This is a genomic window from Microbacterium sp. GCM10027623, assembly GCF_042666935.1.
Classification (GTDB): Bacteria; Actinomycetota; Actinomycetes; order Actinomycetales; family Microbacteriaceae; genus Microbacterium.
Map to the genome: position 1 here is coordinate 150,834 of NZ_JBHTHE010000002.1, position 25,914 is coordinate 176,747.

Consider the following 25,914-nt stretch of genomic DNA (forward strand, 5'->3'; position numbering starts at 1 on the left):
CTCGGGCCCTCCGGCCCGCTCGGTGAAGACAGCGAACAGGAAAAATCATGAAGGTCAAGCCCAGCGTCAAGCCCATCTGCGACCACTGCCGCGTGATCCGTCGTCACGGTCGCGTCATGGTGATCTGCAAGAGCAACCCGCGTCACAAGCAGCGTCAGGGCTGAGCCGGGACCGGATCGGCGGCCTCACCGCATCCGATCCGGACCTGAACAACTCAATATCGCACACAGGCAGCATCGGATGCTTCGGCAGGCTCAGCACCCCAACGGGTGGAGTCTGCGGGAGCGGACACCTCGGGTAGGAGGCCCGGGAACGGATGCTGCTCCACACCTCCACAACACTCCAGGAGAACCGCATGGCACGTCTTGCCGGCGTTGACATCCCGCGTGACAAGCGCGTGGTGATCGCCCTCACCTACATCTACGGCATCGGCCGTACCCGCTCCGTCGAGATCCTCAAGGCGACCGAGATCGACGAGTCGATCCGCGTCAAGGATCTGACCGACGACCAGCTCATCGCACTCCGCGATCACATCGAAGGCACATACAAGGTGGAGGGTGACCTGCGCCGCGAGGTTGCCGCAGACATCCGCCGCAAGGTCGAGATCGGCTCCTACGAGGGCATTCGCCACCGTCGTGGTCTCCCGGTCCGCGGTCAGCGCACCAAGACCAACGCCCGTACCCGCAAGGGCCCGAAGCGCACCGTCGCCGGCAAGAAGAAGGCCCGCTAAGCGGCCAGGGAATAGGAGAACACTTTCATGGCTGCACCCAAGGCCGCCGCGCGCAAGCCGCGCCGCAAGGAAAAGAAGAACATCGCGCTGGGCCAGGCCCACATCAAGTCGACGTTCAACAACACCATCGTCTCGATCACCGACCCGTCCGGCGCTGTCATCAGCTGGGCATCGTCGGGTGGCGTGGGCTTCAAGGGCTCCCGCAAGTCGACCCCGTACGCCGCCGGCATGGCGGCCGAGTCCGCCGCCCGTCAGGCTTCGGAGCACGGTGTCAAGAAGGTCGACGTCTTCGTGAAGGGTCCGGGTTCGGGCCGCGAGACCGCGATCCGCTCGCTGCAGGCCGCCGGCCTCGAGGTGGGGTCCATCCAGGACGTCACCCCGCAGGCGCACAACGGCTGCCGGCCGCCGAAGCGTCGCCGCGTCTGATTTCGCGTGACTGTGCCGGTCTCCGCTGAGGGGACCGGCACAGTCGCCCGCAGATTTCCAAAACTGAAGACCTCATCCCACACATGTCATATAGCGGGCATGTGATCGAAAGGAACACATAGTGCTGATTGCACAGCGTCCCACTCTCAACGAGGAAAAGATCTCCGAGAACCGCAGCCGGTTCATCATCGAGCCCTTGGAGCCCGGTTTCGGATACACGATCGGCAACGCCCTGCGTCGCAGCCTTCTCTCGTCGATCCCCGGCGCATCGGTCACCACCATTCGCATCGACGGCGTGCTGCACGAGTTCAGCACGATCCCCGGTGTGAAGGAGGACGTCACCGAGATCATCCTCAACATCAAGCAGCTGGTCGTCTCCAGCGAGCGCGACGAGCCCATCACGGCGTACCTGCGCAAGACCGGTGCCGGCGAGGTCACGGCGGCGGACATCTCCGCTCCCGCGGGTGTCGAGGTGCACAACCCCGAGCTCGTGATCGCGACGCTCAACGACACCGCGCGCTTCGAGCTCGAGCTCACCATCGAGCGCGGCCGCGGCTACGTGTCGGCCTCGCAGAACCGCAACGAGTACGCCGAAGCCGGTCAGATCCCGGTCGACTCGATCTACTCGCCGGTCCTCAAGGTCAGCTACCGCGTCGACGCCACTCGTGCCGGTGAGCGCACCGACTTCGACAAGCTCGTCCTCGACGTCGAGACGAAGTCGGCGATCAGCCCCCGCGACGCCGTCGCATCGGCAGCCAAGACCCTCACCGAGCTGTTCGGTCTCGCCCGCGAGCTGAACGTCGAGGCCGAGGGCATCGAGATCGGCCCCGCGCCGGTCGAGGCCGTCCTCTCCAGCGAGCTCTCCATGCCGATCGAGGACCTCGATCTGTCGGTGCGCTCCTACAACTGCCTCAAGCGCGAGGGCATCAACACCGTTTCGGAGCTGGTCGCCCTTTCCGAGACGCAGCTGATGAACATCCGCAATTTCGGACAGAAGTCGGTCGACGAGGTGCGCGACAAGCTCGTCTCGCTCGGTCTGTCGCTGAAGGATTCGGTGCCCGGTTTCGACGGCGCCCACTTCTACAGCGGCACCGAAGACGAGTCCTTCTGAAACCCTCTTTCTGACCAGGAGCTAGATTATGCCCAAGCCCACCAAGGGACCCCGCCTCGGAGGCGGCCCCGCCCACGAGCGCCTTCTTCTCGCGAACCTCGCCGCTGCGCTCTTCGTCCACAAGTCGATCAAGACGACCGAGACCAAGGCGAAGCGCCTGCGTCCGCTGGCGGAGCGCCTCATCACGCTCGGCAAGCGCGGCGACCTGCACGCCCGTCGTCGCGCGCTGACCGTGCTGCGTTCCAACAAGGAAGCCGCGCACGTCCTGTTCAACGAGATCGCGCCGCTCGTCGCCGAGCGTGAGGGCGGCTACACCCGCATCACGAAGGTCGGCAACCGCAAGGGCGACAACGCGCCGATGGCCGTGATCGAGCTCGTCCTCGAGCCTGTCACCCCGAAGAAGAAGGCCGCCAAGGCTGCGCCGAAGGCCGAGAAGGCTCCCGAGGCGGAGAAGCCGGTCGAGGAGACCGCTGCGCCCGCCGAGGAGACTGTCGAAGCGCCCGCTGACGAGGCCACCGAGACGCCGGTCGAGGAGACCGCCGCCGAGGAGAAGGCCGAGTAAGGCACCGATTTCCTGAGAAGCCCGCCGTCCCGTCAGGGGCGGCGGGCTTCTCGCCTGTCCGCCCTGGACCTCACGAGGGATGGCGCTGCGCAGAGCGGGGAGAGGGGATGCCGTGAATGCGCGCGTCCGTCACCGACGGCGTCACCCGTGGGCCGTCATCCTCGCACCGGTCGGGACGCGGTTCCCGGTGCGCCGATGGTCTCGTGCAGGCGATAGCGCGTGCCCGGACGCCCCTTCGTGGAGTAGTCCAGCGAGCGGATGGCCTGGCCGGTGCTCGCCAGGTGCTCCAGGTAGCGTCGGGCGCTGACCCGTGACACCGACAGCACCTCGCCGATCTCGGCGGCGGAGGAGTCCGGATGATCGGTGAGCGCGCCTGTGACGCGGGACAGGGTCTCGGCGCTGAGCCCTTTCGGCAGCCCCGCGCGCTGACGGAATGCGATGATCGCATCGGCTGCCTCGACGCGCCGCACCACATCGTGCAGCTCGGTGTGATCGCGCAGCAGCAGACTGGCCTGCACCTCGGCTCCGTCCACGTGGGAGCCGGTGCTGCGGGCGACGAGCACTCTGCTGCCGACGATCACCGGACGTCCGGCGTCCTCGCCGTCGTGCAGCGCCGACAGCAGCTCGGTGCTGAGCACCTCATCGGCGGGGAAGCCGGTCAGCGCCGCGGCATCCGTGTCCAGCAGCCGTGCGGCGGCATCGTTCGCGAGAGTGATCACGCCCTGCTCGTCGACGGTGATCACGCCCTCGCTCAACCCGTGCATGGTGGTCTCCTGGTTGCGCACCAGAGCGGTGATCTCGTGCGGTTCGAGCCGGTGGATGCGGCGGCGGATGACGGCGGTGACCCACGCCGAGCCGAACACGCCGATGACGACCGCAGCCAGCATCGCACCGATGATCCAGGCGAGGTTGCCGGCGAACTCGCCGTCGCCCTGAGACTCCAGGATGCCGACCGAGACGGTGCCGATCACCTGGGAGTCGTCGGCGAAGATCGGCACCTTGACTCGCCACGATGGACCGAGAGTGCCGGTCTGGGTGCCCATGTATATCTGTCCGGACAGCGGAACGGACGGGTCGGTGGAGACCCGCTCGCCGATGCGGGCGGGTGTCGGGTGCGAATAGCGGATGCCGTCGGCGTTGGCGATCACGACATAGGTGAGGTCCGACGCCTTGCGGATCGTCTCGGCGAGCGGCTGGATGGTCGTCGAGGGGTCGGAGTCGTGGAACGCGCTGCGGATGACCGGCATCGACGCGATGGATTGCGCGACCGCCAGCATCCGGTCCTCATAGGAGTCGCGCACCGTATGCGCCTGGATGACCCCGGCCGTCACCCCGGCGATGAGGGTGACGGCTGCGACGATGAGCGCCTGCAGCAGGATCAGCTGCACGCGCAGCGTCATCCTGCCGTCATGCGTCTCTGCCGGCGCGCGCTTCATCATCGAGGCCACACGACCATTCTCCCCGCACCCGCGAGAGCGGGGAACCGGCTCGGGGGCGCATCCGCGACCAATACTTACGGAACCTCGACCAATGATTTCGGAAGCAGAGGAGGCGCTGCGAGCGCTCGTACGGTTGCGAGCATTCCCCAACGCTCGAGGAGGAGCGCATGAAGATCCAGCGCACGAAGCAGTCACGCACAGCACTCATCGCGATCGCGGCCGTCACCGCCCTCGCCTTCACCGGATGTTCGGCGCAAGCCGGTGGAGGCGACGGTGTGACCGGAGGAGGCGACGCGGAGCCCAGCTTCTCGGACGTCTCGATCGTCGTCCCCGCCGATCCCGGCGGCGGATGGGATCAGACCGGCCGCACCATCGCGAAGGTGCTCACCGAGCAGGACATCGTCAAGAGCGCCCCGGTGACCAATGTCGGCGGAGCCGGCGGCACGATCGGCCTCGCTCAGCTGGCCAACGTCAAGGAGCCGGCGACCCTCATGGTCAACGGACTCGTCATGGTCGGCGCCATCGAGACCAATGCCTCGACAGTGCGCCTGGAGGACACCACACCCATCGCCCGTCTCACGGACGAGGCGCTCGTGGTCGTCGTCCCGGCCGACTCGAAGTACGACGACCTCGAGGACCTCGTGGAAGACATCGTCGACGAGGGCCAGGCGGTCACGGTCACCGGCGGGTCCGCCGGCGGAGCCGACCACATCCTCGCCGGTCTCCTGCTCGAGGCGGCAGGGCTGAAGAGCGCGGAGATCCCCGCCAAGCTGAACTACACGCCCAACGCCGGCGGGGGCGAGGCCGTCTCGCTGATCCTCGGCGGCAAGGTCGCAGCGGGCATCTCGGGCGTCGCCGAGTTCCAACAGCACATCGAGGCGGGCACCATGCGCGCCCTGGCCGTCTCCGGTGCCGAGCAGGTGCCGCAGCTGCCCGACGTGCCCACGATCACCGAAGCCGGCTACGACGTCGTGCTCACCAACTGGCGCGGCGTGATCGCCCCCGGAGGCATCTCCGGCGCCGACCGCGCGGAGCTGGAGCGCATCGTCACCGCGATGCACGACACTCCGGAGTGGAAGAAGGAGCTGGAGACCAAGGGCTGGGCGGATGCCTTCCTCACCGGCGCCGACCTGGACGAGTTCGTGTCGCAGAACATCACCGACGTCACCGGCACGCTGAAGAACATCGGACTGATCTGACATGACTGCCCGGCTCGCCCGAGCGCGAGAGCAGATCACCGGGGCGAAGCGCAGGGTCGGTGACACCCGACCCGCCGCACGGGTTCCCGTGGGGGAGCTGGTCTTCGCCCTGCTCATGCTCGTCCTCGGTGTGCTCGCGCTGATCGGCGCGTTCAGCATCCACGTTCCCGTCGGCATCCAGGTCGGGCCCACCGTGTTCCCGATCGCCGTCTCGCTGCTGCTGGTCGGCACCGCCGCTGCCGTGGTCGTCGGCGCTCTGCGCGGCGACCGCGCGCAGCCCGATGAGGGCGAGGACATCGATCCGAACGCCCGCACCGATTGGCTCACGCTCGCCAAGATCGTCGCCGCGCTGATCGCGCACCTGCTGTTGATCGAGGCGATCGGATGGGCGCCCGCCGCGGCGGTGCTGTTCGGCATCGTCGCCTGGACCCTCGGCGCGAAGCGCTGGTGGCTCGGGTTTCTCATCGGGCTCGTCGTCGCCCTGGCCGTGCAGGTCGTCTTCGGTGGTCTGCTGGGGCTGTCGCTGCCCTGGGGGCCGGCGTTCGGCTGGCTGGGAGGGATGTTCTGATGGACAGCTGGACACTGCTCCTGGAGGGCTTCGCCACGGCCCTGCAGCCCCAGTACCTGATGTGGGCGTTCATCGGCGTCTTCATCGGCACCGCGGTCGGCGTGCTGCCCGGCATCGGGCCCGCCATGACCGTCGCGCTGCTGCTGCCGCTGACCTACACGCTCGACGCCACCGCGGCGATCATCACCTTCGCCGGCATCTACTACGGCGGCATGTACGGCGGTTCGACCACCAGCATCCTGCTCAACACACCGGGCGAGTCGGCCTCGATAGTCACGGCGATCGAGGGCAACAGGATGGCCAAGCTCGGTCGGGGAGCAGCAGCGCTCGCGACCGCGGCCATCGGCTCGTTCGTCGCCGGCACCATCGCCACGATCGGGCTGACCCTGCTGGCGCCCATCCTGGCGGACTTCGCGGTCTCGCTCGGTCCTGCCGACAAGCTCGCGCTCATCGTCGTCGCCTTCATCACGGTCGGCGCTCTGATGGGCAGGTCGGTCTCGCGCGGTGTGCTGTCGCTGGCGATCGGTCTGTTCATCGGTCTCATCGGCACCGACGCGCTCTCCGGTCAGCAGCGGTACACGCTCGGGATGCCGGTGCTCGGCGAGGGGATCAGCGTGGTGCTCGTCGCCGTCGGCCTCTTCGCCGTCGGCGAGACGCTGTACGTCGCCGCGAAGCTGCGTCACGGCGGCGTCGACGTCATCCCGGTCACCAAGGGCTGGCGCAACTGGATGACGAGGGACGATTGGAAGCGGTCCTGGAAGCCCTGGCTGCGCGGCACCGCGATCGGGTTCCCGATCGGCACCATCCCGGCCGGTGGAGCCGACGTCGCCACGTTCCTGTCCTATGCCGCCGAGCGCAGGCTCTCCACGCGCAAGGACGAGTTCGGGCGGGGAGCCATCGAGGGAGTGGCCGGACCGGAGGCGGCCAACAACGCGGCCGCAGCCGGCGTGCTCGTTCCGCTGCTGACCCTCGGCCTGCCGACCACGGCGACCGCGGCGATCATCCTGTTCGCGTTCCAGTCATACGGCATCCAGCCGGGGCCGCAGCTGTTCACCAATCAGCCCGCGCTGGTGTGGGCCCTGGTGGCGAGCCTGTACCTGGGCAATCTGATCCTGATCGTGCTGAACCTGCCGCTGGTGGGCATGTGGGTCAAGCTGCTGCAGATCCCGCGGCCGTACCTCTACGCCGGCATCCTCATGTTCGCCGCGTTCGGCGCGTACGCGATCCGCTTCGCCATCGCCGACGTGGTGATCCTGCTGATCATCGGCGTGCTGGGATACTTCATGCGCCGCTTCGGCATCCCGGTCGCGCCGCTCGTGGTCGGGATGATCCTCGGACCGATGGGCGAGGCGGAGCTGCGCAAGGCGCTGCAGCTGAGTCAAGGGGATCCCGCCACGCTGATCATGCAGCCCTTCGCGGCCGCCGCCTACGGGTTGCTCGTCGTGCTGGTGCTCGGCGCGCTGTGGCTGCGGCGGCGTCAGGCCCGCTACGAGCAGCATCTGACCGAGACGATCGCGGTGCCCATCACCGCCGATCAGGAGGTGTGACGGCGTCATCCGCGCGCGAGGTCCCGGGATAGTCTGGTCCGGTGCGCGACGACCAGGCCATCACCCGGGGTCCTCGCGCGTATCTCGCCTTCGTCGTCATCGGCCTGACCGCCGGCCTGCTGTCGGGGCTGTTCGGCGTCGGAGGCGGCACGGTGATCGTGCCGCTGCTGGTGCTGATGCTGCGCTTCGATCAGCGTCTGGCGGCGGGGACGTCGCTCACCGCGATCGTGCCGACCGCAGGCGTGGGCGTGATCTCGTACGCCCTGTCGGGATCAGTGGAGTGGTTCGCCGCGCTGATCCTGGCTGCGGGAGCCGTCGTGGGAGCGCAGATCGGGTCGAGACTGATGCCGAGGATCCCCCAGACGGCGCTGCGCTGGGGCTTCGTGGCGTTCATCGTGATCGTGATGGTGAGCCTGTTCGTCGTGGTCCCCTCGCGAGGTGCGGTCTTCGAGCTGTCGTGGCTGAACGGCGTCGGACTGATGATCGTCGGCATGTTCACCGGGACCGTCGCCGGGCTCATCGGCGTCGGAGGAGGGGTGATCATCGTCCCCGCCCTCATGTTCGTCTTCGGCACCAGCGATCTGGTCGCCAAGGGCACGTCCCTGCTGATGATGATCCCCACTGCCGTCTCCGGCACGATCGGAAATCTGCGTCACGGCAATGTGGACCTGCTCGCCGCGGCCATCGTCGGTGTCTCCGCGTGCACGACGACGGCGCTCGGCGCTTGGCTGGCCACCCTGATCGATCCGCTGACGGGGAACATGCTCTTCGCCGCGTATCTGGTCGTCGTCGCCGTGCAGATGGCGATCAAGGCCGCCCGCAGCCGCGGCCGCTGATCAGCCGGATCGGCCGGGTGCGCGTGCCCGACGGGTGCGGCGAAGGCCTTCCCCCGGAGCCCGGTTAGGATCGAGGGGTGCCCGTGAACAACGAACTGGTCGGCCGGGAGTTCCCGCCGACAGCCCCCTACCTGGTCGGTCGTGAGAAGGTGCGCGAGTTCGCCCGCGCCGTCTTCGCCGACGCCCCGCAGCACACCGATGTCGCGGCAGCGCAGGCCGCCGGGTACGCCGACGTGGTCGCACCGCCGACGTTCGCGATGGTGATCCAGGACCTCACGCTGCAGCAGCTGCTCGCCGAGCCGGACTCCGGCATCGTGCTGGCGCGCACCATCCACGCCGAGCAGCGCTTCACCTACTCGCGGCCCATCGTCGCCGGCGACGAGCTCGTCGCGACGCTGGCCGTCACCGGCATCCGCACGCTCGGCGGCAACGCCATGATCACGAGCGACGCGACCATCACCGATGCCGCGGGCGAACACGTCGTGACCGCCACCAGCGTGCTGCTGGTCGGCCAGGATGCCGAGGAGGCGAAGTGATGGCTGACCTCACCGCGGGGCTCACCGTGGGCGACGTGATCGCCGAGCGCACCGTGCACCTGACCCGCGAGTCCCTGGTGCGCTACGCCGGGGCATCCGGCGACTTCAACCCGATCCACTACCGCGACGACGTCGCCGCCTCGGTCGGGCTGCCCGGCGTGCTCGCACACGGGATGCTCACCATGGGCATCGCCTCATCGGTCGTTCTCGCCGCGCTCCCCGCGGATGTGCGTCTGATCGACTACGGGGTGCGCTTCACCAAGCCGGTCGTCGTCGACGCGGCGACCGGCGCCGACGTGCACGTCATCGCCAAGGTCGGCATGGTCGACGAGGAGTCCGCGCGCATCGACCTGACCGTGAAGTCCGCCGAGACCACCGTGCTGGTCAAGGCGCAGCTGCGGGTCGCGCTCTGAGATGACGTCACTCGAAGTCACCCCGACCCCGTTGCGCGGGCTGACGACGCTGCGCACGGGCGCCGCCCCCGAGCGGATGCTGGATGCGACCACCCGCACGGAGCTCATCGACGCGCTGCACGAAGTGTGGGCCGGCGGCGATGACTGGTTCGTGCTCGGCGGTGGATCGAACCTCTTCGTCGGCGACGAGCCGTTCGAGGGCGCGGTGGTCCGCATCCTCACCAGCGGCATCGAAGAGTTGCCGTCCCCGCACGAGGGTCGCATCCGCCTGCGTGTGCAGGCGGGACACGGCTGGGACGCGCTGGTCGGATACGCGGTCGAGCGGGGTTACGCCGGCATCGAGGCGATGAGCGGCATCCCCGGCACCGTGGGCGCCGCGCCCGTGCAGAACGTGGGTGCCTACGGGCAGGAGATCCAGGAGACCCTCGTCGAGGTGGAGCTGATCGACGAGGGCGCCGCGGACGCGGTCGTCGTGCCCGCCGCCGAACTCGGGCTGGGCTTTCGCACGTCCGTGCTCAAGCACCACTACGGCGAGGCGCAGCAGCGACGTGCCGTGATCGTGTCCGTCACGTTGGACCTGGCGGTCACCGGTGGTGCGGGTCGGGTGATCCGCGGCGAGCAGCTGCGTCGCGCCCTGGGCCTGGAGGATTTCGAGCCGGTCCCGCTGGAGTGGGTGCGCACCCGCATCCTCCAGACCCGCGCGGCCAAGGGAATGCTGCTGGACGAGCATGACCCCGACACGCACAGCGCCGGCTCGTTCTTCCAGAACGCGATCGTGCCCGAGCGCATCGCCCGCGCGCTGCCGCCGGAGTGCCCGCGCTGGCCGGTCGAACCGGACCTCGACACCATGACCGTCATCCCGCTGGAGAACTACTTCGGTCTCGCCCCGCGCGCGGAGGCGCCCGAGCGTCTGGTCAAGGTCAGCTCCGCCTGGCTGATCGAGCACTCCGGTATCCGCAAGGGCTTCAAGCTGCCGCGCTCGCGTGCCGCCATCTCGACCAAGCACGCTCTCGCGCTGACGAACCGGGGCGGGGCGAATGCCGCCGAGCTCGGTGAGCTGGCGCGTTTCATCCAGAACCGCGTGCACGCCGAGTTCGGCCTGCTGCTGCAGCCCGAGCCGGTGTTGGTGGGTGTGGAGCTCTAGCTCGACTCTCTGCGGTTGAGAGCACGGGGCGTCACCGAGTGCACGGCGACGCGACATGAACGTGCCGTGCCCTCGAGAGCATGAGGTGCCCTCGGCCCGTAAGAGCCCGTGCGCTCGGCGCGCGAAGGCGGGTACGCTCGCGGGATGAGCGGATTGGTTCCCTACCTGCTGTTCCCGGGCGATGCGGCAGACGCGTTGCAGCGGTATGCCGCGATCTTCGGCGGCGAAGCGCGGCTGTTCACCTACGCGCAGGCGGGCCGTACCGACGGCCCCGAACACGCCATCGCGCACGGGATGCTCGTGGACGGCCCCGTCGAGCTGGCCGGCGCCGACGCCGCCACGGGGGAGGACTCCGTCGCGATGAGCGGGATGTTCCTGTCCCTGCTCGGCACGGCGGATGCCGAGACTCTGACCGGCTGGTTCGATGCGCTCGCCGTGGGCGGGACCGTCATCGATCCGTTGCAGAAGCGGCCGTGGGGCGACCACGACGGCACGCTCGTCGACCGGCACGGCGTGCGCTGGTTGATCGGCTACCAGGGCTGACCGCCCGGGTGGTCCTGGCGGGGATGCGCCAGCGAGAATGGTCCTGCCGGTTGAGAATGCGCCTGGCAGGGCAATTCTCACGCGGCAAGGCAATTCTCACGCGGGCGGGCCGACGCGGGCGGGCCGACGGCGGGTGGCGGGTCAGGCGAACAGGCGCTGCAGACGCTGCACGCCCTCGAGCAGCTGGTCGTCGCCCAGAGCGTATGACATGCGGATGTAGCCGGACGGGCCGAAGGCCTCACCGGGGACGACCGCGACCTCGGCCTGCTCCAGGATGAGGTCGGCCAGCTCCAGTGACGTGGTCGGCGTCACGCCGCCCCACGTGCGCCCCAGCAGGCCCTGCACGTCGGGGTACACGTAGAAGGCGCCGTGCGGGTTCGGCACGATGAGACCGTCGATCTTCGACAGCTCCGAGACGATCAGTCTGCGTCGGCGGTCGAACGCCTGGCGCATCTTCTCCGCTTCGTCCTGCGGGCCGTTCAGCGCCGCGATCGCTCCGCGCTGGGCGACGTTGTTGACGTTGCTGGTCAGGTGCGACTGCAGGTTGCCGGCGATCTTGATCGCATCAGCGGGTCCGACCATCCAGCCCACTCGCCAGCCGGTCATCGCGTAGGTCTTCGCGACGCCGTTGACGAGGATGGTCTGCGCAGCGGCCTCCGGGACGGCCTCGACGACCGACGTGGCCTTCACGCCGTCGTAGGTGAGGTTCTGGTAGATCTCGTCGGAGATGATCCAGATGCCGTGCTGCACGGCCCATTCGGTGATGGCCTTCGTCTCGTCGGCGGTGTACACCGAGCCGGTCGGGTTGGAGGGCGAGACGAACACGAGCACCGTGGTGCGCTCGGTGCGTGCGGCCTCGAGCTGCTCGACGGTGACCTTGTAGTCCTGATCCGCACCGGCGAACACCTCGACGGGGACGCCGTCGGCCAGACGGATCGCCTCGGGGTAGGTGGTCCAGTACGGTGCGGGCAGCAGCACCTCGTCGCCGGGGTTCACAACCGCCTGGAACGCCTGATAGACGGACTGCTTCCCGCCGTTGGTGACGATCACCTGGCTGGGGGAGACCTCCAGGCCGGAATCGCGCAGCGTCTTCGCGGCGATCGCCTCTCGCAGCGCGGGAAGGCCCGCGGCAGGGGTGTAACGGTAGTTCGCCGGGTCGGCGAGTGCCTCGGCGGCGGCATCCACCACGAACTGCGGCGTCGCGAAGTCGGGCTCACCGGCGGCGTAGGAGATGATCGGCTTGCCCTCGGCCTTGAGGGCCTTGGCCTTCGCGTCCACCTTGAGCGTGGCGGACTCGGCGATGGCACTCAGCTTCTTGGAGAGCTCGTACTTGCGGGAGAGGGGGGCGCGTTCGGTCACACCTCAGATGCTACTCGGCCGGGAGTCCCGCTTCGAGGCTCAGACGCGGTCAGGTGTGGAACGTGTCCGGCACGGCGCAGTAGTCCGCGAACTGCCGGAACGGATGCTGCGGATCGGTGACGTCCACGAGTGCGGTCGATGCCGTGTGCGGCGTCTCGTCGCCGACCATCAGCCAGATGCTGAAGTGCCACATGCCCCGGCGAGTGTCATCCAGCAGGCCGGCGTCGCCCGCGACCACGAGCACCGCGTTCTCGCGCGCGCTGCGGAAGGGACCGACCACCTCGGAGCGCAGCGTGTCGGCATCCGGAGCACCCGGAGTGGCCGACGTCGCGGTGATGCCGCGGGCGGTGAGTGCCGTCGTGAGCTGTGCGGCGAAGGCGGCGGACCGGTCGCGGTCGGGGCTGGCGACGGCGATCAGGCGCGATCCTCGCGCGTACGAGTGCAGGAACTCGTCGATGACGCTGTTCAGGAGGTCGGCTTCGTCGGACATGGCACCAGGGTACGCCGCCTGGAGGACGGCGGGGCGGTGGCCGGGTCGGTGACGCCGGACTCACCGCTCGACCAGGATCCCGTCCTCGTCGGCGTACAGCCGTGCGCGGGGACGGAACGCCACACCCCCGAACTCGAGGGGAACGTCGACCTCGCCTGTTCCCGCCTTCGCGCTCTTGCGCGGGTTCGTCCCCAGCGCCTTGACGCCGAGCCGCATCTGCCCCAGCGCGACGCTGTCACGGACGCAGCCGTGGATCACCACGCCCGACCAGCCGGCATCCACCGCGCTCTGCGCGATCATGTCGCCCATCAGGGCGCTCTCCAGCGACCCCCCGCCGTCGACCACCAGCACGCCGCCGTCGCCGGGTGTCTGGAGGATCTGCTTGACCAGCGCGTTGTCCTGGAAGCAGCGCACCGTGCGGATGGGACCCTCGAACCGCGCGACGCCGCCGAAGGAGCGCAGCTGCAGCGAGAGGGACTGCAGGGCATCGCCGTGCAGGTCGTAGAGGTCGGCCGTGGCGGTCATGGTCTCTCCGATCGGGTGAGGGACGCCGTCGACGGGCTCAGTGACCCGGGGGTCCCTGAGCCCGTCGAAGGGGATGTCAGCTGAACTGGTTCATCGTGTTGTGCTGCCCGCCGGCCTTCAGGGCGGCCTCGCCGGCGAAGTACTCCTTGTGGTTGTCGCCGAGGTCGCTTCCGGCCATGTTCTGGTGCTTGACGGTGGCGATGCCCTGGCGGATCTCCTGGCGCTGCACGTCGCGCACGTAGGTCAGCATGCCCTCGTCGCCGAAGTAGCCCTTGGCCAGATTGTCGGTCGACAGCGCTGCCGTGTGGTACGTCGGCAGGGTGATGAGGTGGTGGAAGATCCCGGCCCGCGCCGACCCGTCGCGCTGGAAGGTGCGGATCTTCTCGTCGGCGATGCGGGCGAGCTCGGTGTCGTCGAACTCCACGCTCATCAGCTTGTCGCGGTCGTACTCCGAGACATCCCTGCCCTCGGCGACGAGCTGATCGAAGGCCTGCTGGCGGAAGTTCAGCGTCCAGTTGAACGACGGGCTGTTGTTGTAGACGAGCTTCGCCGTCGGCATCACCTCGCGGATGCGGTCGACCATGCCGGCGATCTGCTCGACGTGCGGCTTCTCCGTCTCGATCCACAGCAGGTCGGCACCGTTCTGCAGCGAGGTGATGCAGTCCAGCACCACACGGTCGACACCGGTGTCCTTGCGGAACTGGTACAGGTTGCTCGCCAGGCGCTTCGGACGCAGCAGCCGACCATCGCGCTTGATGACCACGTCGCCGTTGCCGAGCTCGCTCTCCTCGATCTCCTCCGCGTCGAGGAAGGAGTTGTACCGGTCGCCGAGGTCGCCGGGCTCGCGCGTGACGGCGAGCTTCTGGGTGAGGCCCGCGCCGAGGGAGTCGGTGCGCGCGACGATGATGCCGTTGTCGATGCCCAGTTCCAGGAAGGCGTAGCGGACCGCGTTCAGCTTCGCGATGAAGTCCTCGTGCGGCACTGTGACCTTGCCGTCCTGGTGGCCGCACTGCTTCTCATCGGAGACCTGGTTCTCGATCTGGATGGCGCAGGCCCCGGCCTCGATCATCTTCTTGGCGAGCAGGTAGGTGGCCTCGGGGTTCCCGAAACCCGCATCGATGTCCGCGATGATCGGGACGACGTGAGTCTCGAAGCCATCGATCTGCGACTGGATGAACTCCTCCGCCGTCTCGTCGCCGGCAGCGCGGGCGGCATCCAGCTGGGTGAACAGCAGGTCCAGCTCCCGGGCGTCGGCCTGACGCAGGAACGTGTAGAGCTCCTCGATCAGCGCCGGCACCACCGTCTTCTCGTGCATCGACTGGTCGGGGAGAGGGCCGAACTCCGAGCGGAGCGCGGCGACCATCCACCCGGACAGGTACAGGTACCGCTTGTTCGTGGATTTCAGATGCTTCTTGATGGAGATGAGCTTCTGCTGCCCGATGAAACCGTGCCAGACGCCCAGCGACTGGGTGTAGAGCGATGAATCGGCGTCGTACTCCGCCATGTCACGGCGCATGATGTCGGCGGTGTACTGCGCGATCTCGAGTCCGGTGCGGAACCGGTTCTGCGCGCGCATGCGTGCGGCGGATTCGGGGTCGATGGCGTCCCAGCCCGATCCGTTGGCGTCCTTCAGCTCCTGGATGGCGGCGATGTCGTCCTGGTAGTGAGTCATGTCATGTCCTTCGTGGTGGATGGCTGATGCGCGTGGAGCGTCAGTCGGTCTCGGTGAGGAAGCGGGAGTACCCCGGCAGGGTGAGGAATGCGGGGAACTCGGGCCGCAACGAGACGTCGCGGAACAGCTCGGCGGCATCGTCGAAGCGGTCGCCGGACGTGCGGGGCGCCTGGCCGAGCATCTCGGTGATCAGTCCTTCCACATAGTCGGCGGTGATCAGCTCGCCCTCCTCGGTGCGACGGTCCTGGTGGACCCACTGCCACACCTGCGAGCGGCTGATCTCCGCCGTCGCGGCGTCCTCCATCAGCCCGTCGATCGCGACCGCGCCCTGGCCGCGCAGCCACGCCTCGATGTATCGGATCGCCACGGACACGTTCTCGCGCACGCCGTTCGCCGTGATGGGTCGTCCGATGCGCAGATCGAGCAGCTGCTCGGCCGTCACATGGACGTCCTCGCGCTGCCTATCCAGCTGGTGGGGGTGCTCGCCGAGCACGGCGTCGAACTCCGCCTGCGCGGCGGGGATCAGGTCGGGGTGCGCGACCCACGTGCCGTCGAAGCCGTCGGCGGCCTCGCGCTGCTTGTCCGCGGACACCTTCGCCAGCGCTCGTTCGGTCAACTCGGGGTCGCGGCGATTCGGGATGAATGCGCTCATGCCGCCGATGGCATACGCACCGCGCTTGTGACAGGTCTTCACCAGCAGCTCGGTGTACGCCCGCATGAACGGCACCGTCATGGTGACCTCGCTGCGGTCGGGGAGCACGAAACGCGCCCCGCGGCCGCGGTAGTTCTTGATGATCGAGAAGATGTAGTCCCAGCGCCCCGCGTTCAGGCCCGCGCAGTGATCGCGCAGCTCGTAGAGGATCTCGTCCATCTCGAAGGCCGCCGGCAGGGTCTCGATCAGCACGGTGGCGCGGATGGTGCCGTGGGGGATGCCGATGTACTCCTCGCTGAACGAGAAGACGTCGTTCCACAGCCGCGCCTCCTCGCTGGACTCCAGCTTGGCGATGTAGAAGTAAGGGCCGCGGCCCGCACCGATCAGCGCCTGCGCGTTGTGGAAGAAGTACAGGCCGAAGTCGACCAGCGAACCGGATGCCGACAGCGTGCGCCCCGTGCGGTCGGTGAACTCGATGTGCTTCTCGGCGAGGTGCCACCCGCGCGGGCGCATCACGATGGTCGGGGTCGTCTCGGCGGTGACGCGGTACTCCTTGCCCTCCGCACTCGTGTGCGTCAGCTCGCCGCGGATCGCGTCGCGCAGCGACAGCTGCCCGCCGACGACGTTGCGCCACACGGGACTGGTCGCATCCTCCTGGTCGGCCAGCCACACCCGGGCGCCGGAGTTGAGGGCATTGATGGTCATCTTCGGATCCGTCGGCCCGGTGATCTCCACGCGCCGGTCCTCCAGACCCGGCCCTGCGCCGGCCACTCGCCAGTCGGCGTCCTCGCGGATGTGGGCCGTGTCCGCGCGGAACTGCGGGTCATGCCCGTTGCCGATCTCGAAGCGGCGTCGCATCCGGTCGGCGAGGCGATCGTGACGACGCCCGGCGAAGCGGTGGTGCAGTTCGGTGAGGAATGCCATCGCCTCGGGGGTCAGGATCTCGTCGAACCGGTCGTGCATCGGGCCGGTGATCTGCATCGCGGGCCCCATGCCGGCGACGGCGGTGCCGAGCGCTTCGATGGGGGCTGTCTGAGACGCGGTGGGGATGCTCATGATCTTTCTCCTCCTGAATGTCGGTCGGCACCGGGTGTGTCGAAGGGCCGGGTGGCTTGCCATCCACTCTGCGAGAACTTCGACTGCACATCCGGCCAGATCCGAGGGGAAGTTCGGCAGAATTTCTGTTTTCGTGACAGAATCGCCGGCATGGTCCTCGCAGAAGCCTCAGAAGACACCGATGCCCTCACGATCGGGCGCCGCATCCGGCAGCTGCGCACCGAGCGGGGGATGACGCTCGAGCAGCTCGCGACCCTCATCGACCGCGCCCCCAGTCAGCTGTCGATGTTCGAGACCGGCAAGCGCGAGCCCAAGCTCACCCTTCTGCAGGCCATCGCCCGCGCGCTGGACACCACGATCGATGCGCTGCTCGCGGGCGAGCCGCTCGACGAACGCAGCACCATGGAGATCGCCCTGGAGCGCGCCATGAAGGGGCAGACGTTCCGGACGCTCGGCATCGCGCCGTTCCGCATCGCGAAGTCGGTGCCCTCCGAGGCGCTCACCGCGATGCTCGCCCTGCACGGCGAGATCGAACGGCTCCGCGACGAGAGGGCGGCGACGCCCGAGGAGGCCCGGCGGGCGAACGTGGAGCTGCGCCACCTCATGCGCCGTCAGGACAACTACTTCGCCGACCTCGAGGCCAAGGCCGCCGAGATCCTCGCGGCGGTGAAGCATCCGGGGGGACCGCTCACCCAGCGCACCGCCTCCGAGATCGCCGCTCACCTCGGTTTCACGCTGCACTACGCGCCTGACCTGCCGCAGACCACGCGCAGCGTCGCCGACCTCGCCAACGGCCGGCTGTACCTTTCCAGCAGCATCCCCGCCAAGGGCGATGCGCGCACGGCGGTGCTGCAGGCGCTGTCCAGTCGCATCCTCGGTCACGGCGAGCCGCGCAGCTATGCGGAGTTCCTGCGTCAGCGGGTGGAGACGAACTATCTCACCGGGGCGCTGCTCGTTCCGGAGGCGCACGTGGTGCCGGTGCTGCACGAGGCCAAGGAGCGCCGGGCGGTGTCCATTGAAGATCTCCGCGACGCCTACTCCGTGTCGTACGAGACGGCCGCGCACCGGTTCACGAACCTCGCCACGCGACACCTGGACATCCCCGTGCACTTCCTCAAGGTCCACGAGTCGGGCACGATCACGAAGGCCTATGAGAACGACGACGTGAACTTCCCGACCGATCGTCTCGGCTCCATCGAGGGGCAGATGTGCTGCCGGCGATGGACGAGCCGGGAGGTGTTCGAGGTCGAGGACCGCTTCAACCCGTACTACCAGTACACCGACACCGGCAACGGCACCTATTGGTGCACCGCCCGTGTCGAACCGTCGAGTGAGGGTCTGCATTCGGTGAGCGTGGGGGTGCGCTTCGACGACACGAAGTGGTTCGTCGGGCGCGACACGCCCAACCGCGGGGTGTCGAAGCACTCGGTGGAGACCTGCTGCCGCCGCGCGCCCGCCGAGCTGGAGGAGCGCTGGCGAGAGCAGTCCTGGCCGAACGTGCGCACGCCGCGCACGCTGCTCGCCACGCTGCCGACCGGGTCGTTCCCCGGGGTGGACACCACAGACGTGTACGAGTTCCTCGAGGCACACGCTCCGCGCTGACGCGGTGTCCGGAGTCGTCGGCGCGCGGGCTCAGTGCGACCGGCGCGCGCCGATCGCGCGCAGCAGTGCGTCGAGGCCGAACTCGAACGCCTCGTCCACGTCGCCGCCCAGGCGGAACGCGCCGGCCTGCTCCATGGTCGAGAATCCGAAGATCCACGCGGTGAGGGTGCGCGCCGCGGGGAGCGGGTCACCCGGGACCGCGGCGGACACGGCGGTCATCAGGATCCGCAGGAGGGGCTCCGACGCGGTCGGGGAGGGTGCCGCCTGCTCGGAGGGTGCCGCGAACAGGAGCGCCGAGACACGCGGTGCCGTCGCGGCGAACGCGCGCAGAGCGCGAGCGAGCTCCTCGAGCGTCTTCGCGGGATCGCGGTCGGGAGACGAGACGTCGACAAGCCCGTCGACCAGCTCTCGGGCGGCGTCGTCCGCGGCGAGGCGCAGCAGATCATGGCGATGCCCGGCGCGCTTGTAGAGGCTGGGGGTGCGCATGCCGACGGCCTTTGCGACCGCGCTCATGGTGACGGCGTCGATGCCGTCCTGTTCGGCGATGCGGCGGATGGCGGCGACGAGTTCTTCCGGGCTGACACGCAGTGGTGCGGGCATGGCGATCCTTCGTTCGGTGCTTCCCTCGAGCATAAGGCTATTGACATTAGCCTTCATGGCTATGTAACGTAGCCATCATGAATGCACAGCTCCTTCGGATCGGCGACGACCTGGTCGCCATGCATGCCGTCGTCACCGATGACGGCGTCACGCTGATCGATGCCGGTCTCACCGGCGATCGCGCGGCGCTGCAGCGTGCGCTGCGCACCGTCGGCCGCACCGTGGCCGATATCCGAGGTGTGGTGCTGACGCATGGCGACAGCGACCACATCGGCGTCGCCGAGTGGCTGCGCGGCGTGCACGGCGTGCCCGTGCACGTGCACGAGGCCGACGCGGCGCGCGCCCGTGGCGAGGAGAGATCGCACGCGCCGGGCGGCTCCTGGCGGATCGGAGCCGTGCTGCGCTTCCTCGCCGTCACGCTTCGGCGCGGCGGATTGCGCACGCAGGCCCTCGGCGAGGTGGTCGCCTTCCGCGACGGAGAGGTGCTCGACCTGCCGGGTGCTCCCGAGATCATCGGACTGCCCGGGCATTCGCCGGGGTCCGTGGCCATCCGTGTGCCGGCCGTCGACGCGCTGTTCGTCGGCGATGCGATCACCACCCGCAACGTGCTCACCGGAGTCGACGCCGTCGTGCTGGGGCCGTTCAGCGATGCACCCGAGCAGACGCGGGCGAGCCTGCAGCGTCTGCGGGCCCTGCCCGAACGACTCGTCGTCCCCGGACACGGACCGCAGTTCGTCGGCACCGCCGCAGAGCTCCTGGACGCGCTGGCGGTCTGAGGGCACGCGCTTCCCGGCGCCCGATCGGGTGCCTCAGCGATATGACGCCGTCGCGTGCGATCGTCGAAGCCGATGCTCAGTCCGGGCCGGCGGCGTGCAGCGCCGCCCACAGCTCCGCTCGCGCGGGGAACGACGACAGATCCGTCCCGAGCAGGGCGGCGGCCCGGGTGATGCGGGTGCGCAGCGTGTGCCGGTGGATGCCCAGGGCGGCCGCGCTGCGCTCGCTGTGCGCATCGTGCTCCAGCCACACCCGCAGGGTGCGCTCCAGCTCGGCCCCGGTCGCCGGATCGTGCGCGTGCAGCGGCGCGAGGCGCGAACGTGCGAGCAGGCGCGCCTCGTCGGTGCTCAGGGCGTCCAGCACCCCGCCGGCCGTCGCATCGGCATAGCGCGTGATCCCAGGACCTCCCCGTCGCAGGGCGGTGAGCGCCTGCGCGTGCGCCCGGGAGAAGGCGGCGTAGTCCGCGGCATCCGACACTCCGATCCGGAGCCCGAACCGCTCGGTCATCCGCTCCAGCGCGTCGGCCTGCGTCGCGCCCACGCACATCACGAGTCCTGCCGGGCCTTCCGCGACGAACGTCCCGCCGTCCACCCGGTCCCACCAGTCGATCACGCCGCCCACGCGGTCCGTTCCTGCGGCGGCGACCGCCACCAGCATCGGCGCGGGTGGAAGCGAACCGAGCACGCGGCGCGCGGGCGCGGGATCGTCGGCGAGCAGCGTGGTGAGCACCTGGGCGCGCAGGCGGCGCCGCGCGCGAGCCAGCTGCTCGTTCTGCTCCAGCGCCAGGCCCGCCATCGCGGTCACCGAGCTGACCACGGCTCGCGCCTCCGGGTCCAGGGCCGTGGCGGCGATGGCCAGGGCGCCGCGCAGCCGTCCGGTGCGTCCCAGCGTGAACACCGTGAACGCCGTCGGCCCGTCCTCGATCGTCCGGCTCGCGGATCCTCCGCGGGACAGAAGTCCGGCGACCTCGGGTGCGACGGCATCCATCGGCTCAGGAGGGGAGAGCGGATGCTGATGCGTGAGCCCTCCGCTCGCGTCGAAGAGCCCTACCCAGCATCCGAGCCGCCGCGACAGCTCGGACAGTGCCGCCTCGAGTCCGCGAGGCCGCAGCGCGGCGACCGCCAGCGCGCGATGCGCCTCCAGGGCCCAGGTGCGCCGGGCGTAGGCGTGCGCGGCGATGGCGCCGGCGTGCACGCGCGCGACCGCCAGGAACGGGATGTCGTACGGCACCTCGAACAGGGCGAGTCCGAAGCCGCGGCAGGCGGCGATGAGCTCGTCGGGCACGCGCTGGCGATGAACGCCCGAGCCGAACCCGAGAGCCAGCACGCCCCGACGCACGAGCCGGGCGACATAGTCCCGTGCGGCGCTCTCATCGTGCTCGGCGAGCTGGGAGCCGGTGGTCAGCAGCAGCAGGCCATCGGAGAGGAACGGCGTCGGGTCGACGAGGTCGGAGTTGTGCACCCACTGCACCTCGCGATCCAGCGTGCCCGGAGCCAGCGCCCTCTCCGCGGTGATCAGTGCGAGTCGCAGCTCGCTGTGGCTCAGCAGCATGCGCAGGGTCGGGGCGGCGGGCGACTCCACGGCATCGCCTCCTCTTGTACGCGTGGGTGAACGGAGCATTCGTATTGTACGGTTCGGCGAAAGACATCCGCGCGTCCGGGACGTAGCCTCCCCTCATGACCCTCATCGACGAGACCACCTCGATCCCCGTCGGCGGACCCACCCTCGAGCAGGTCCGTCGCCTCGTCACCGCACTGCCCGGCCCGCGCTCGGCGGCGCTGCTCGCCCGCAAGTCGGACGCCGTCGCCTCCGGCGTGGCGCATTCCATTCCGGTCGCGGTCGTGGCCGCGGGCGGCGGCGTGATCCTCGACGCCGATGGCAACTCGCTCATCGACCTCGGCTCGGGCATCGCGGTGACGAGCGTCGGCAATGCGCATCCGAAGGTCGCCGCGGCGATCGCCGCGCAGGCCGCGCAGTTCACCCACACCTGCTTCATGGTCTCGCCCTACGAGTCGTACGTCGAGGTCGCCGAGGCGCTGAACCGCCTCACCCCAGGCGCCTTCGCCAAGAAGACCGCCCTGTTCAACTCGGGTGCCGAGGCCGTCGAGAACGCGATCAAGATCGCCCGCAAGCACACCGGCCGCCCGGCCGTCGTCGCCTTCGACCACGGCTACCACGGCCGCACCAACCTGACCATGGCGCTCACCGCCAAGGCGATGCCGTACAAGGCCGGCTTCGGTCCGTTCGCGCCCGAGGTCTATCGGGTGCCCGCTTCGTACCCCTACCGCGACGGACTCAGCGGAGCCGAGGCCGCTCAGCGCGCCACCACGCTCATCGAGAAGCAGATCGGCGCCGACAGTCTGGCTGCCGTCATCATCGAGCCCATTCAGGGAGAGGGCGGCTTCATCGTCCCCGCCGACGGCTTCCTCGACGCGGTGGCGGCCTGGTGCCGCGCCAACGGCGTCGTGTTCATCGCCGACGAGGTGCAGACCGGGTTCGCCCGCACCGGGGCGATGTTCGCCAGCGAGATCTTCGGCATCGAGCCGGACCTCGTCACCACCGCCAAGGGCATCGCCGCGGGCCTCCCGCTCGCCGGCGTCACCGGGCGCGCCGAGATCATGGACGCCGCCCACGCCGGCGGCCTGGGCGGCACCTACGGCGGCAACCCCGTCGCCTGCGCCGCAGCGCTCGCCGCGATCGACGCGTTCGAGAACGACGGACTCGTCGAGCGCGCGCAGCAGATCGGCGCGATCCTTCGCGATCGCCTCGACGCACTCCAGGCATCCGACCCGCGCATCGGCGAGGTGCGCGGACACGGTGCGATGATGGCCGCCGAGTTCGTGGACCCCGCCACCGGCGCTCCGGATGCCGCACTCACCGGCGCCGTCGCCCGAGCGGCCATCGCGGAGGGCGTCGTCGTGCTCACCTGCGGCACGTTCGGCAACGTCATCCGCTTCCTCCCGCCGCTGTCGATCGGCGACGATCTGCTGAACGAAGGCCTCGACGTCATCGCCGCCGCCCTCGAGAGCGCACGACCCTAGACCGCCGGCCGCGATCCCGGTCGGGGGATCCGGATCGCGGCCGGCAACCTCCCCGCACGACGCAACCTCTCCAGAATCGAGACGAAACATGAGCACCATCGCATCGAACGAGCAGGAGCTGCTGGCACGCGTGCCCGGCGGCCTCTTCATCGGCGGAAAGTGGATCGACGCCGAGGAGGGGCGCACCTTCGATGTGCGCGACCCCTCCACGGGCGACGTGATCGCCTCCATCGCAGACGCGACGCCGGCCGACGGCATCCGTGCCCTCGACGCCGCCGTGGCCGCCCAGCAGGAGTGGGCCGCCACCGCCCCCCGCACTCGCAGCGACATCCTGCGCCGCGCCTTCGACCTCGTGCAGGCGCACAAGGAGGATCTGGCGCTGCTCATGACGCTCGAGATGGGCAAACCGCTGGCGGAGTCGCGAGGCGAGGTCGTCTACGGCGGCGAGTTCCTGCGCTGGTTCAGCGAGGAGGCGGTGCGCATCGACGGCCGCTACGGCAGCAATCCCGAGGGCACCGGCCGCATGGTCGTCTCCCAGCGTCCGGTCGGCCCCTCGTTCTTCATCACCCCCTGGAACTTCCCCTTCGCGATGGCGACGCGCAAGATCGCGCCGGCGCTCGCCGCCGGCTGCACGGTCGTGATCAAGCCGCCGGCACTGACGCCGCTGACCACCGTGTTCTTCGCGAAGCTGCTGGAGGAGGCGGGACTGCCCGCCGGCGTGGTCAACGTGGTCCAGACCGCGCGTTCCAGTGCCTTGTCGGCGCCGATCATCGCCGACCCCCGGCTGCGCAAGCTGTCGTTCACCGGCTCGACCGAGGTGGGCCGCAAGCTCATCGCGCAGGCCGCGGACGGCATCCTGCGCGTGTCGATGGAGCTGGGCGGCAACGCACCCTTCGTCGTGTTCGAGGACGCGGATCTCGACAAGGCCGTCGACGGGGCCATGATGGCGAAGTTCCGCAACATCGGACAGGCGTGCACGGCTGCGAACCGTTTCATCGTCCACGAAGCGGTCGCGGAGGAGTTCGCGCGCCGGGTGACCGAGCGCGTGAACGGGATGAAGATCGGCCGGGGCACCGAGGACGGTGTGACCATCGGGCCGCTGATCGACGAGGACGCCGTCGCGAAGGCGCAGCAGCTCGTCGGCGACGCGGTCGAGCGCGGCGCCCGGCTGCTCGCCGGGGGCAATGCGCTCGAGGGCGCCGGCACCTTCTACGAGCCGACCGTCATCACCGACGTGGTGGCCGGCAGCGACATCCTGCGCGAGGAGATCTTCGGACCCGTCCTGGCCATCGCGACCTTCGCCGACGAGGCGGAGGCCGTGCGCCTGGCCAACGACACCGAGTACGGGCTGGTCTCGTACGTCTTCACCGAGGACCTCGGTCGCGGGCACCGCATGATCGACGCGCTCGAGACCGGCATGATGGGACTCAACATCGGCGTCGTCTCGAATGCGGCCGCACCGTTCGGCGGTGTCAAGCAGTCCGGCATCGGCCGCGAGGGCGGCGCCGAGGGAATCCACGAGTACCTGTTCACCAAGTACACCCTGATCCCCAACTCCTGATCGCGCACCGCCGCGTGAGAGGGGCCGGCCCGTGGCCGGCATGAGAGAGGAACCGACATGACCGACTACGCCGTCATCAACCCGGCCACCGGCGAGACCCTCGCCACGTACGACACGTTCACGCAATCCCAGATCGAGGATGCCGTCGCGCTGGCGTCGTCGGCGGCCGTCACCTGGGGGAGGACCGCACCCGCCGACCGTGCCATCGTCATCCGCCGCATCGCCGAGCTGCACCGCTCGCGCAAGGACGAGCTCGGCGCGATCATCGTCCGCGAGATGGGCAAGCCGATCGCCGCTGCCGTCGGCGAGGTGGAGTTCGCCGCCGACATCATCGAGTTCTACGCCGACAACATCGACAGGATCACCGCCGACCAGCCGCTGGACATCCTCGGGGACGGCACGGCAGTCGTGCGCCGTGCTCCGCTGGGTGCGCTGCTCGGGATCATGCCGTGGAACTTCCCGGCCTATCAGGTGGCCCGCTTCGCGGCGCCGAACCTGGCCATCGGCAACACGATCATCCTCAAGCACGCGCCGCAGTGCCCGGAATCGGCCGCAGCGCTGGAGGCGATCTACCGCGACGCGGGCCTTCCCGACGGCGGGTACGTCAACGTGTACGCCACGAACGAGCAGGCGGCGAGCATCATCGCCGACCCCCGCGTGCACGGTGTCTCGGTGACCGGATCCGAGCGCGCGGGCGCGGCCGTCGCGGAGGTCGCCGGACGCAACCTGAAGAAGGTCGCCCTGGAGCTGGGTGGATCCGACCCGTTCATCGTGCTCTCCGCCGACGATCTGGATGCCGTCGTGCAGAGCGCCGTCGACGCGCGCCTGGACAACAACGGGCAGTCCTGCAACGGCGCGAAGCGCTTCATCCTGATCGACGGGCTGTACGACGAGTTCGTGACGAGGTTCACCGCGGCACTGTCGGCCGTGTCGGCCTCGGATCCGACGCGGGAGGACACCGTGCTCGGGCCGCTCTCGTCCGAGGCGGCCGCCGCGCGCCTGCAGGAGCAGATCGACACCGCGCTCGCGCAGGGCGCGACGCTGCTGATCGGCGGCACTCGCGAGGGGACTTTCTTCGCCCCGACCGTGCTCGCCGACGTCACGCCGGAGATGGACGTGTACCGCGAGGAGCTGTTCGGTCCCGCCGCCGTCGTCTACCGGGTGGCCGACGAGGATGCCGCGGTGGCGCTCGCCAACGACACGTCCTTCGGCCTGGGCTCGTACGTCTTCACCACGGACCCCGAGCAGGCCGAACGCGTCGCCGACGGCATCGAGGCGGGAATGGTCTATGTGAACCTCGTGCTCGCCGACAGCCCCGAGCTGCCGTTCGGCGGTGTCAAGCGCAGCGGCACCTCGCGGGAGCTGGGTCTGCTGGCCGCCGACGAGTTCGTCAACAAGAAGCTCATCCGCAGGGGCTGACGGCGGGGCGTGCTCCTGCGGCCGGCGACCCCGCAGGAGCCGCCGCCCCCGCCGTGCCGGAAACGGGGGAGCGCCGACGGTGTCCAGCGCTCCGGCCCCCGCGCCCGTG

26 protein-coding genes are annotated in these 25,914 nt (G+C 69.3%); 18 read left to right on the forward strand and 8 right to left on the reverse strand.

All coding sequences use genetic code 11. The features are described from left to right. The first annotated feature begins 47 nt into the window (after positions 1–47). From rpmJ to rplQ, 5 genes are all read left to right on the forward strand, one after another. Positions 48–164 (forward strand): 50S ribosomal protein L36, encoded by a 117-nt coding sequence (gene rpmJ, locus ACFQY2_RS08015; protein ID WP_132201997.1) that lies wholly within the window; start codon positions 48–50, stop codon positions 162–164. Between the two features lie 191 nt (positions 165–355). Continuing rightward, positions 356–730: a 30S ribosomal protein S13 gene (gene rpsM / locus ACFQY2_RS08020; protein WP_307371758.1), complete on the forward strand. Its 375-nt coding sequence runs from the start codon at positions 356–358 to the stop codon at positions 728–730. Positions 731–757: 27 nt separating this feature from the next. Further along, entirely contained in the window at positions 758–1,156 is a 399-nt protein-coding gene (gene rpsK / locus ACFQY2_RS08025; protein WP_307371760.1) for a 30S ribosomal protein S11, read from the forward strand. 121 nt (positions 1,157–1,277) lie between these two features. After that, positions 1,278–2,267, forward strand: coding sequence for a DNA-directed RNA polymerase subunit alpha (locus ACFQY2_RS08030; RefSeq protein ID WP_378745212.1), 990 nt, complete (start codon positions 1,278–1,280; stop codon positions 2,265–2,267). A gap of 28 nt (positions 2,268–2,295) precedes the next feature. Further along, a complete protein-coding gene (gene rplQ, locus ACFQY2_RS08035; protein ID WP_378745214.1) occupies positions 2,296–2,829 on the forward strand; it encodes a 50S ribosomal protein L17 in 534 nt (177 codons plus the stop codon). A 155-nt stretch (positions 2,830–2,984) separates the two neighbouring features. On the opposite strand, the gene ACFQY2_RS08040 is transcribed toward rplQ, so the two are convergent. Further along, positions 2,985–4,268 (reverse strand): PAS domain-containing protein, encoded by a 1,284-nt coding sequence (locus tag ACFQY2_RS08040; protein ID WP_378746140.1) that lies wholly within the window; start codon positions 4,266–4,268, stop codon positions 2,985–2,987. 167 nt (positions 4,269–4,435) lie between these two features. Here ACFQY2_RS08040 and ACFQY2_RS08045 point away from each other — a divergent pair, with 167 nt between their 5' ends. The 8 genes from ACFQY2_RS08045 to ACFQY2_RS08080 all read left to right on the forward strand — a co-directional run bounded on the left by ACFQY2_RS08045 (position 4,436) and on the right by ACFQY2_RS08080 (position 11,054). Beyond that, complete coding sequence (locus ACFQY2_RS08045) at positions 4,436–5,467, forward strand: Bug family tripartite tricarboxylate transporter substrate binding protein (RefSeq protein WP_378745215.1); 1,032 nt, start codon at positions 4,436–4,438, stop codon at positions 5,465–5,467. A gap of 1 nt (position 5,468) precedes the next feature. Continuing rightward, complete coding sequence (locus ACFQY2_RS08050) at positions 5,469–6,035, forward strand: tripartite tricarboxylate transporter TctB family protein (protein ID WP_378745216.1); 567 nt, start codon at positions 5,469–5,471, stop codon at positions 6,033–6,035. Next, complete coding sequence (locus tag ACFQY2_RS08055; protein ID WP_378745217.1) at positions 6,035–7,582, forward strand: tripartite tricarboxylate transporter permease; 1,548 nt, start codon at positions 6,035–6,037, stop codon at positions 7,580–7,582. Before ACFQY2_RS08050 ends, ACFQY2_RS08055 begins: the two co-directional genes overlap by 1 nt. Before the next feature lie 41 nt (positions 7,583–7,623). Then, on the forward strand, positions 7,624–8,418 hold the full coding sequence (locus ACFQY2_RS08060) for a sulfite exporter TauE/SafE family protein (protein WP_378745218.1): 795 nt from the start codon (positions 7,624–7,626) through the stop codon (positions 8,416–8,418). A 77-nt stretch (positions 8,419–8,495) separates the two neighbouring features. Next, the gene (locus ACFQY2_RS08065) at positions 8,496–8,954 is read left to right on the forward strand and encodes a MaoC family dehydratase N-terminal domain-containing protein (RefSeq protein WP_378745219.1); all 459 of its coding nucleotides are present in this window, start codon (positions 8,496–8,498) and stop codon (positions 8,952–8,954) included. Next, positions 8,954–9,367 (forward strand): MaoC/PaaZ C-terminal domain-containing protein, encoded by a 414-nt coding sequence (locus ACFQY2_RS08070; protein ID WP_378745221.1) that lies wholly within the window; start codon positions 8,954–8,956, stop codon positions 9,365–9,367. The genes ACFQY2_RS08065 and ACFQY2_RS08070 overlap by 1 nt, the downstream gene beginning before the upstream one ends. A 1-nt stretch (position 9,368) precedes the next feature. After that, positions 9,369–10,511 carry a UDP-N-acetylmuramate dehydrogenase gene (locus ACFQY2_RS08075; protein WP_378745222.1) on the forward strand — a complete coding sequence of 381 codons (1,143 nt, stop codon included), beginning with the start codon at positions 9,369–9,371 and terminating at the stop codon, positions 10,509–10,511. Positions 10,512–10,655: 144 nt separating this feature from the next. Next, entirely contained in the window at positions 10,656–11,054 is a 399-nt protein-coding gene (locus ACFQY2_RS08080) for a VOC family protein (RefSeq protein ID WP_378745223.1), read from the forward strand. A 141-nt stretch (positions 11,055–11,195) separates the two neighbouring features. Here the strand turns inward: ACFQY2_RS08080 and ACFQY2_RS08085 are convergent, their stop codons facing one another. From ACFQY2_RS08085 to aceB, 5 genes are all read right to left on the reverse strand, one after another. Next, on the reverse strand, positions 11,196–12,413 hold the full coding sequence (locus ACFQY2_RS08085; RefSeq protein WP_378745224.1) for a pyridoxal phosphate-dependent aminotransferase: 1,218 nt from the start codon (positions 12,411–12,413) through the stop codon (positions 11,196–11,198). 49 nt (positions 12,414–12,462) lie between these two features. After that, positions 12,463–12,903 carry a hypothetical protein gene (locus ACFQY2_RS08090; RefSeq protein WP_378745225.1) on the reverse strand — a complete coding sequence of 147 codons (441 nt, stop codon included), beginning with the start codon at positions 12,901–12,903 and terminating at the stop codon, positions 12,463–12,465. A gap of 60 nt (positions 12,904–12,963) precedes the next feature. Next, positions 12,964–13,428 carry a ribonuclease E activity regulator RraA gene (gene rraA / locus ACFQY2_RS08095; protein ID WP_378745226.1) on the reverse strand — a complete coding sequence of 155 codons (465 nt, stop codon included), beginning with the start codon at positions 13,426–13,428 and terminating at the stop codon, positions 12,964–12,966. A 76-nt stretch (positions 13,429–13,504) separates the two neighbouring features. After that, positions 13,505–15,100 (reverse strand): isocitrate lyase, encoded by a 1,596-nt coding sequence (locus ACFQY2_RS08100; RefSeq protein ID WP_378745227.1) that lies wholly within the window; start codon positions 15,098–15,100, stop codon positions 13,505–13,507. A gap of 40 nt (positions 15,101–15,140) precedes the next feature. After that, entirely contained in the window at positions 15,141–16,745 is a 1,605-nt protein-coding gene (gene aceB, locus ACFQY2_RS08105; RefSeq protein ID WP_378746141.1) for a malate synthase A, read from the reverse strand. 213 nt (positions 16,746–16,958) lie between these two features. Between aceB and ACFQY2_RS08110 the strand changes: the two genes are divergently transcribed. Next, on the forward strand, positions 16,959–18,410 hold the full coding sequence (locus ACFQY2_RS08110) for a helix-turn-helix domain-containing protein (protein ID WP_378745228.1): 1,452 nt from the start codon (positions 16,959–16,961) through the stop codon (positions 18,408–18,410). A gap of 30 nt (positions 18,411–18,440) precedes the next feature. Here the strand turns inward: ACFQY2_RS08110 and ACFQY2_RS08115 are convergent, their stop codons facing one another. Then, positions 18,441–19,010: a TetR/AcrR family transcriptional regulator gene (locus tag ACFQY2_RS08115; protein ID WP_378745230.1), complete on the reverse strand. Its 570-nt coding sequence runs from the start codon at positions 19,008–19,010 to the stop codon at positions 18,441–18,443. A 77-nt stretch (positions 19,011–19,087) separates the two neighbouring features. Here ACFQY2_RS08115 and ACFQY2_RS08120 point away from each other — a divergent pair, with 77 nt between their 5' ends. Next, positions 19,088–19,786 (forward strand): MBL fold metallo-hydrolase, encoded by a 699-nt coding sequence (locus tag ACFQY2_RS08120; protein WP_378745231.1) that lies wholly within the window; start codon positions 19,088–19,090, stop codon positions 19,784–19,786. 76 nt (positions 19,787–19,862) lie between these two features. Here the strand turns inward: ACFQY2_RS08120 and ACFQY2_RS08125 are convergent, their stop codons facing one another. Next, complete coding sequence (locus ACFQY2_RS08125) at positions 19,863–21,404, reverse strand: PucR family transcriptional regulator (RefSeq protein ID WP_378745232.1); 1,542 nt, start codon at positions 21,402–21,404, stop codon at positions 19,863–19,865. 56 nt (positions 21,405–21,460) lie between these two features. Between ACFQY2_RS08125 and gabT the strand changes: the two genes are divergently transcribed. The 3 genes from gabT (at position 21,461) to ACFQY2_RS08140 (ending at position 25,805) form a co-directional block, all read left to right on the forward strand. Next, on the forward strand, positions 21,461–22,825 hold the full coding sequence (gene gabT, locus ACFQY2_RS08130; RefSeq protein WP_378745234.1) for a 4-aminobutyrate--2-oxoglutarate transaminase: 1,365 nt from the start codon (positions 21,461–21,463) through the stop codon (positions 22,823–22,825). A gap of 88 nt (positions 22,826–22,913) precedes the next feature. Beyond that, entirely contained in the window at positions 22,914–24,386 is a 1,473-nt protein-coding gene (locus ACFQY2_RS08135) for an NAD-dependent succinate-semialdehyde dehydrogenase (RefSeq protein ID WP_378745235.1), read from the forward strand. 57 nt (positions 24,387–24,443) lie between these two features. Further along, on the forward strand, positions 24,444–25,805 hold the full coding sequence (locus ACFQY2_RS08140; RefSeq protein WP_378745236.1) for an NAD-dependent succinate-semialdehyde dehydrogenase: 1,362 nt from the start codon (positions 24,444–24,446) through the stop codon (positions 25,803–25,805). The last annotated feature ends 109 nt before the right edge of the window (positions 25,806–25,914 follow it).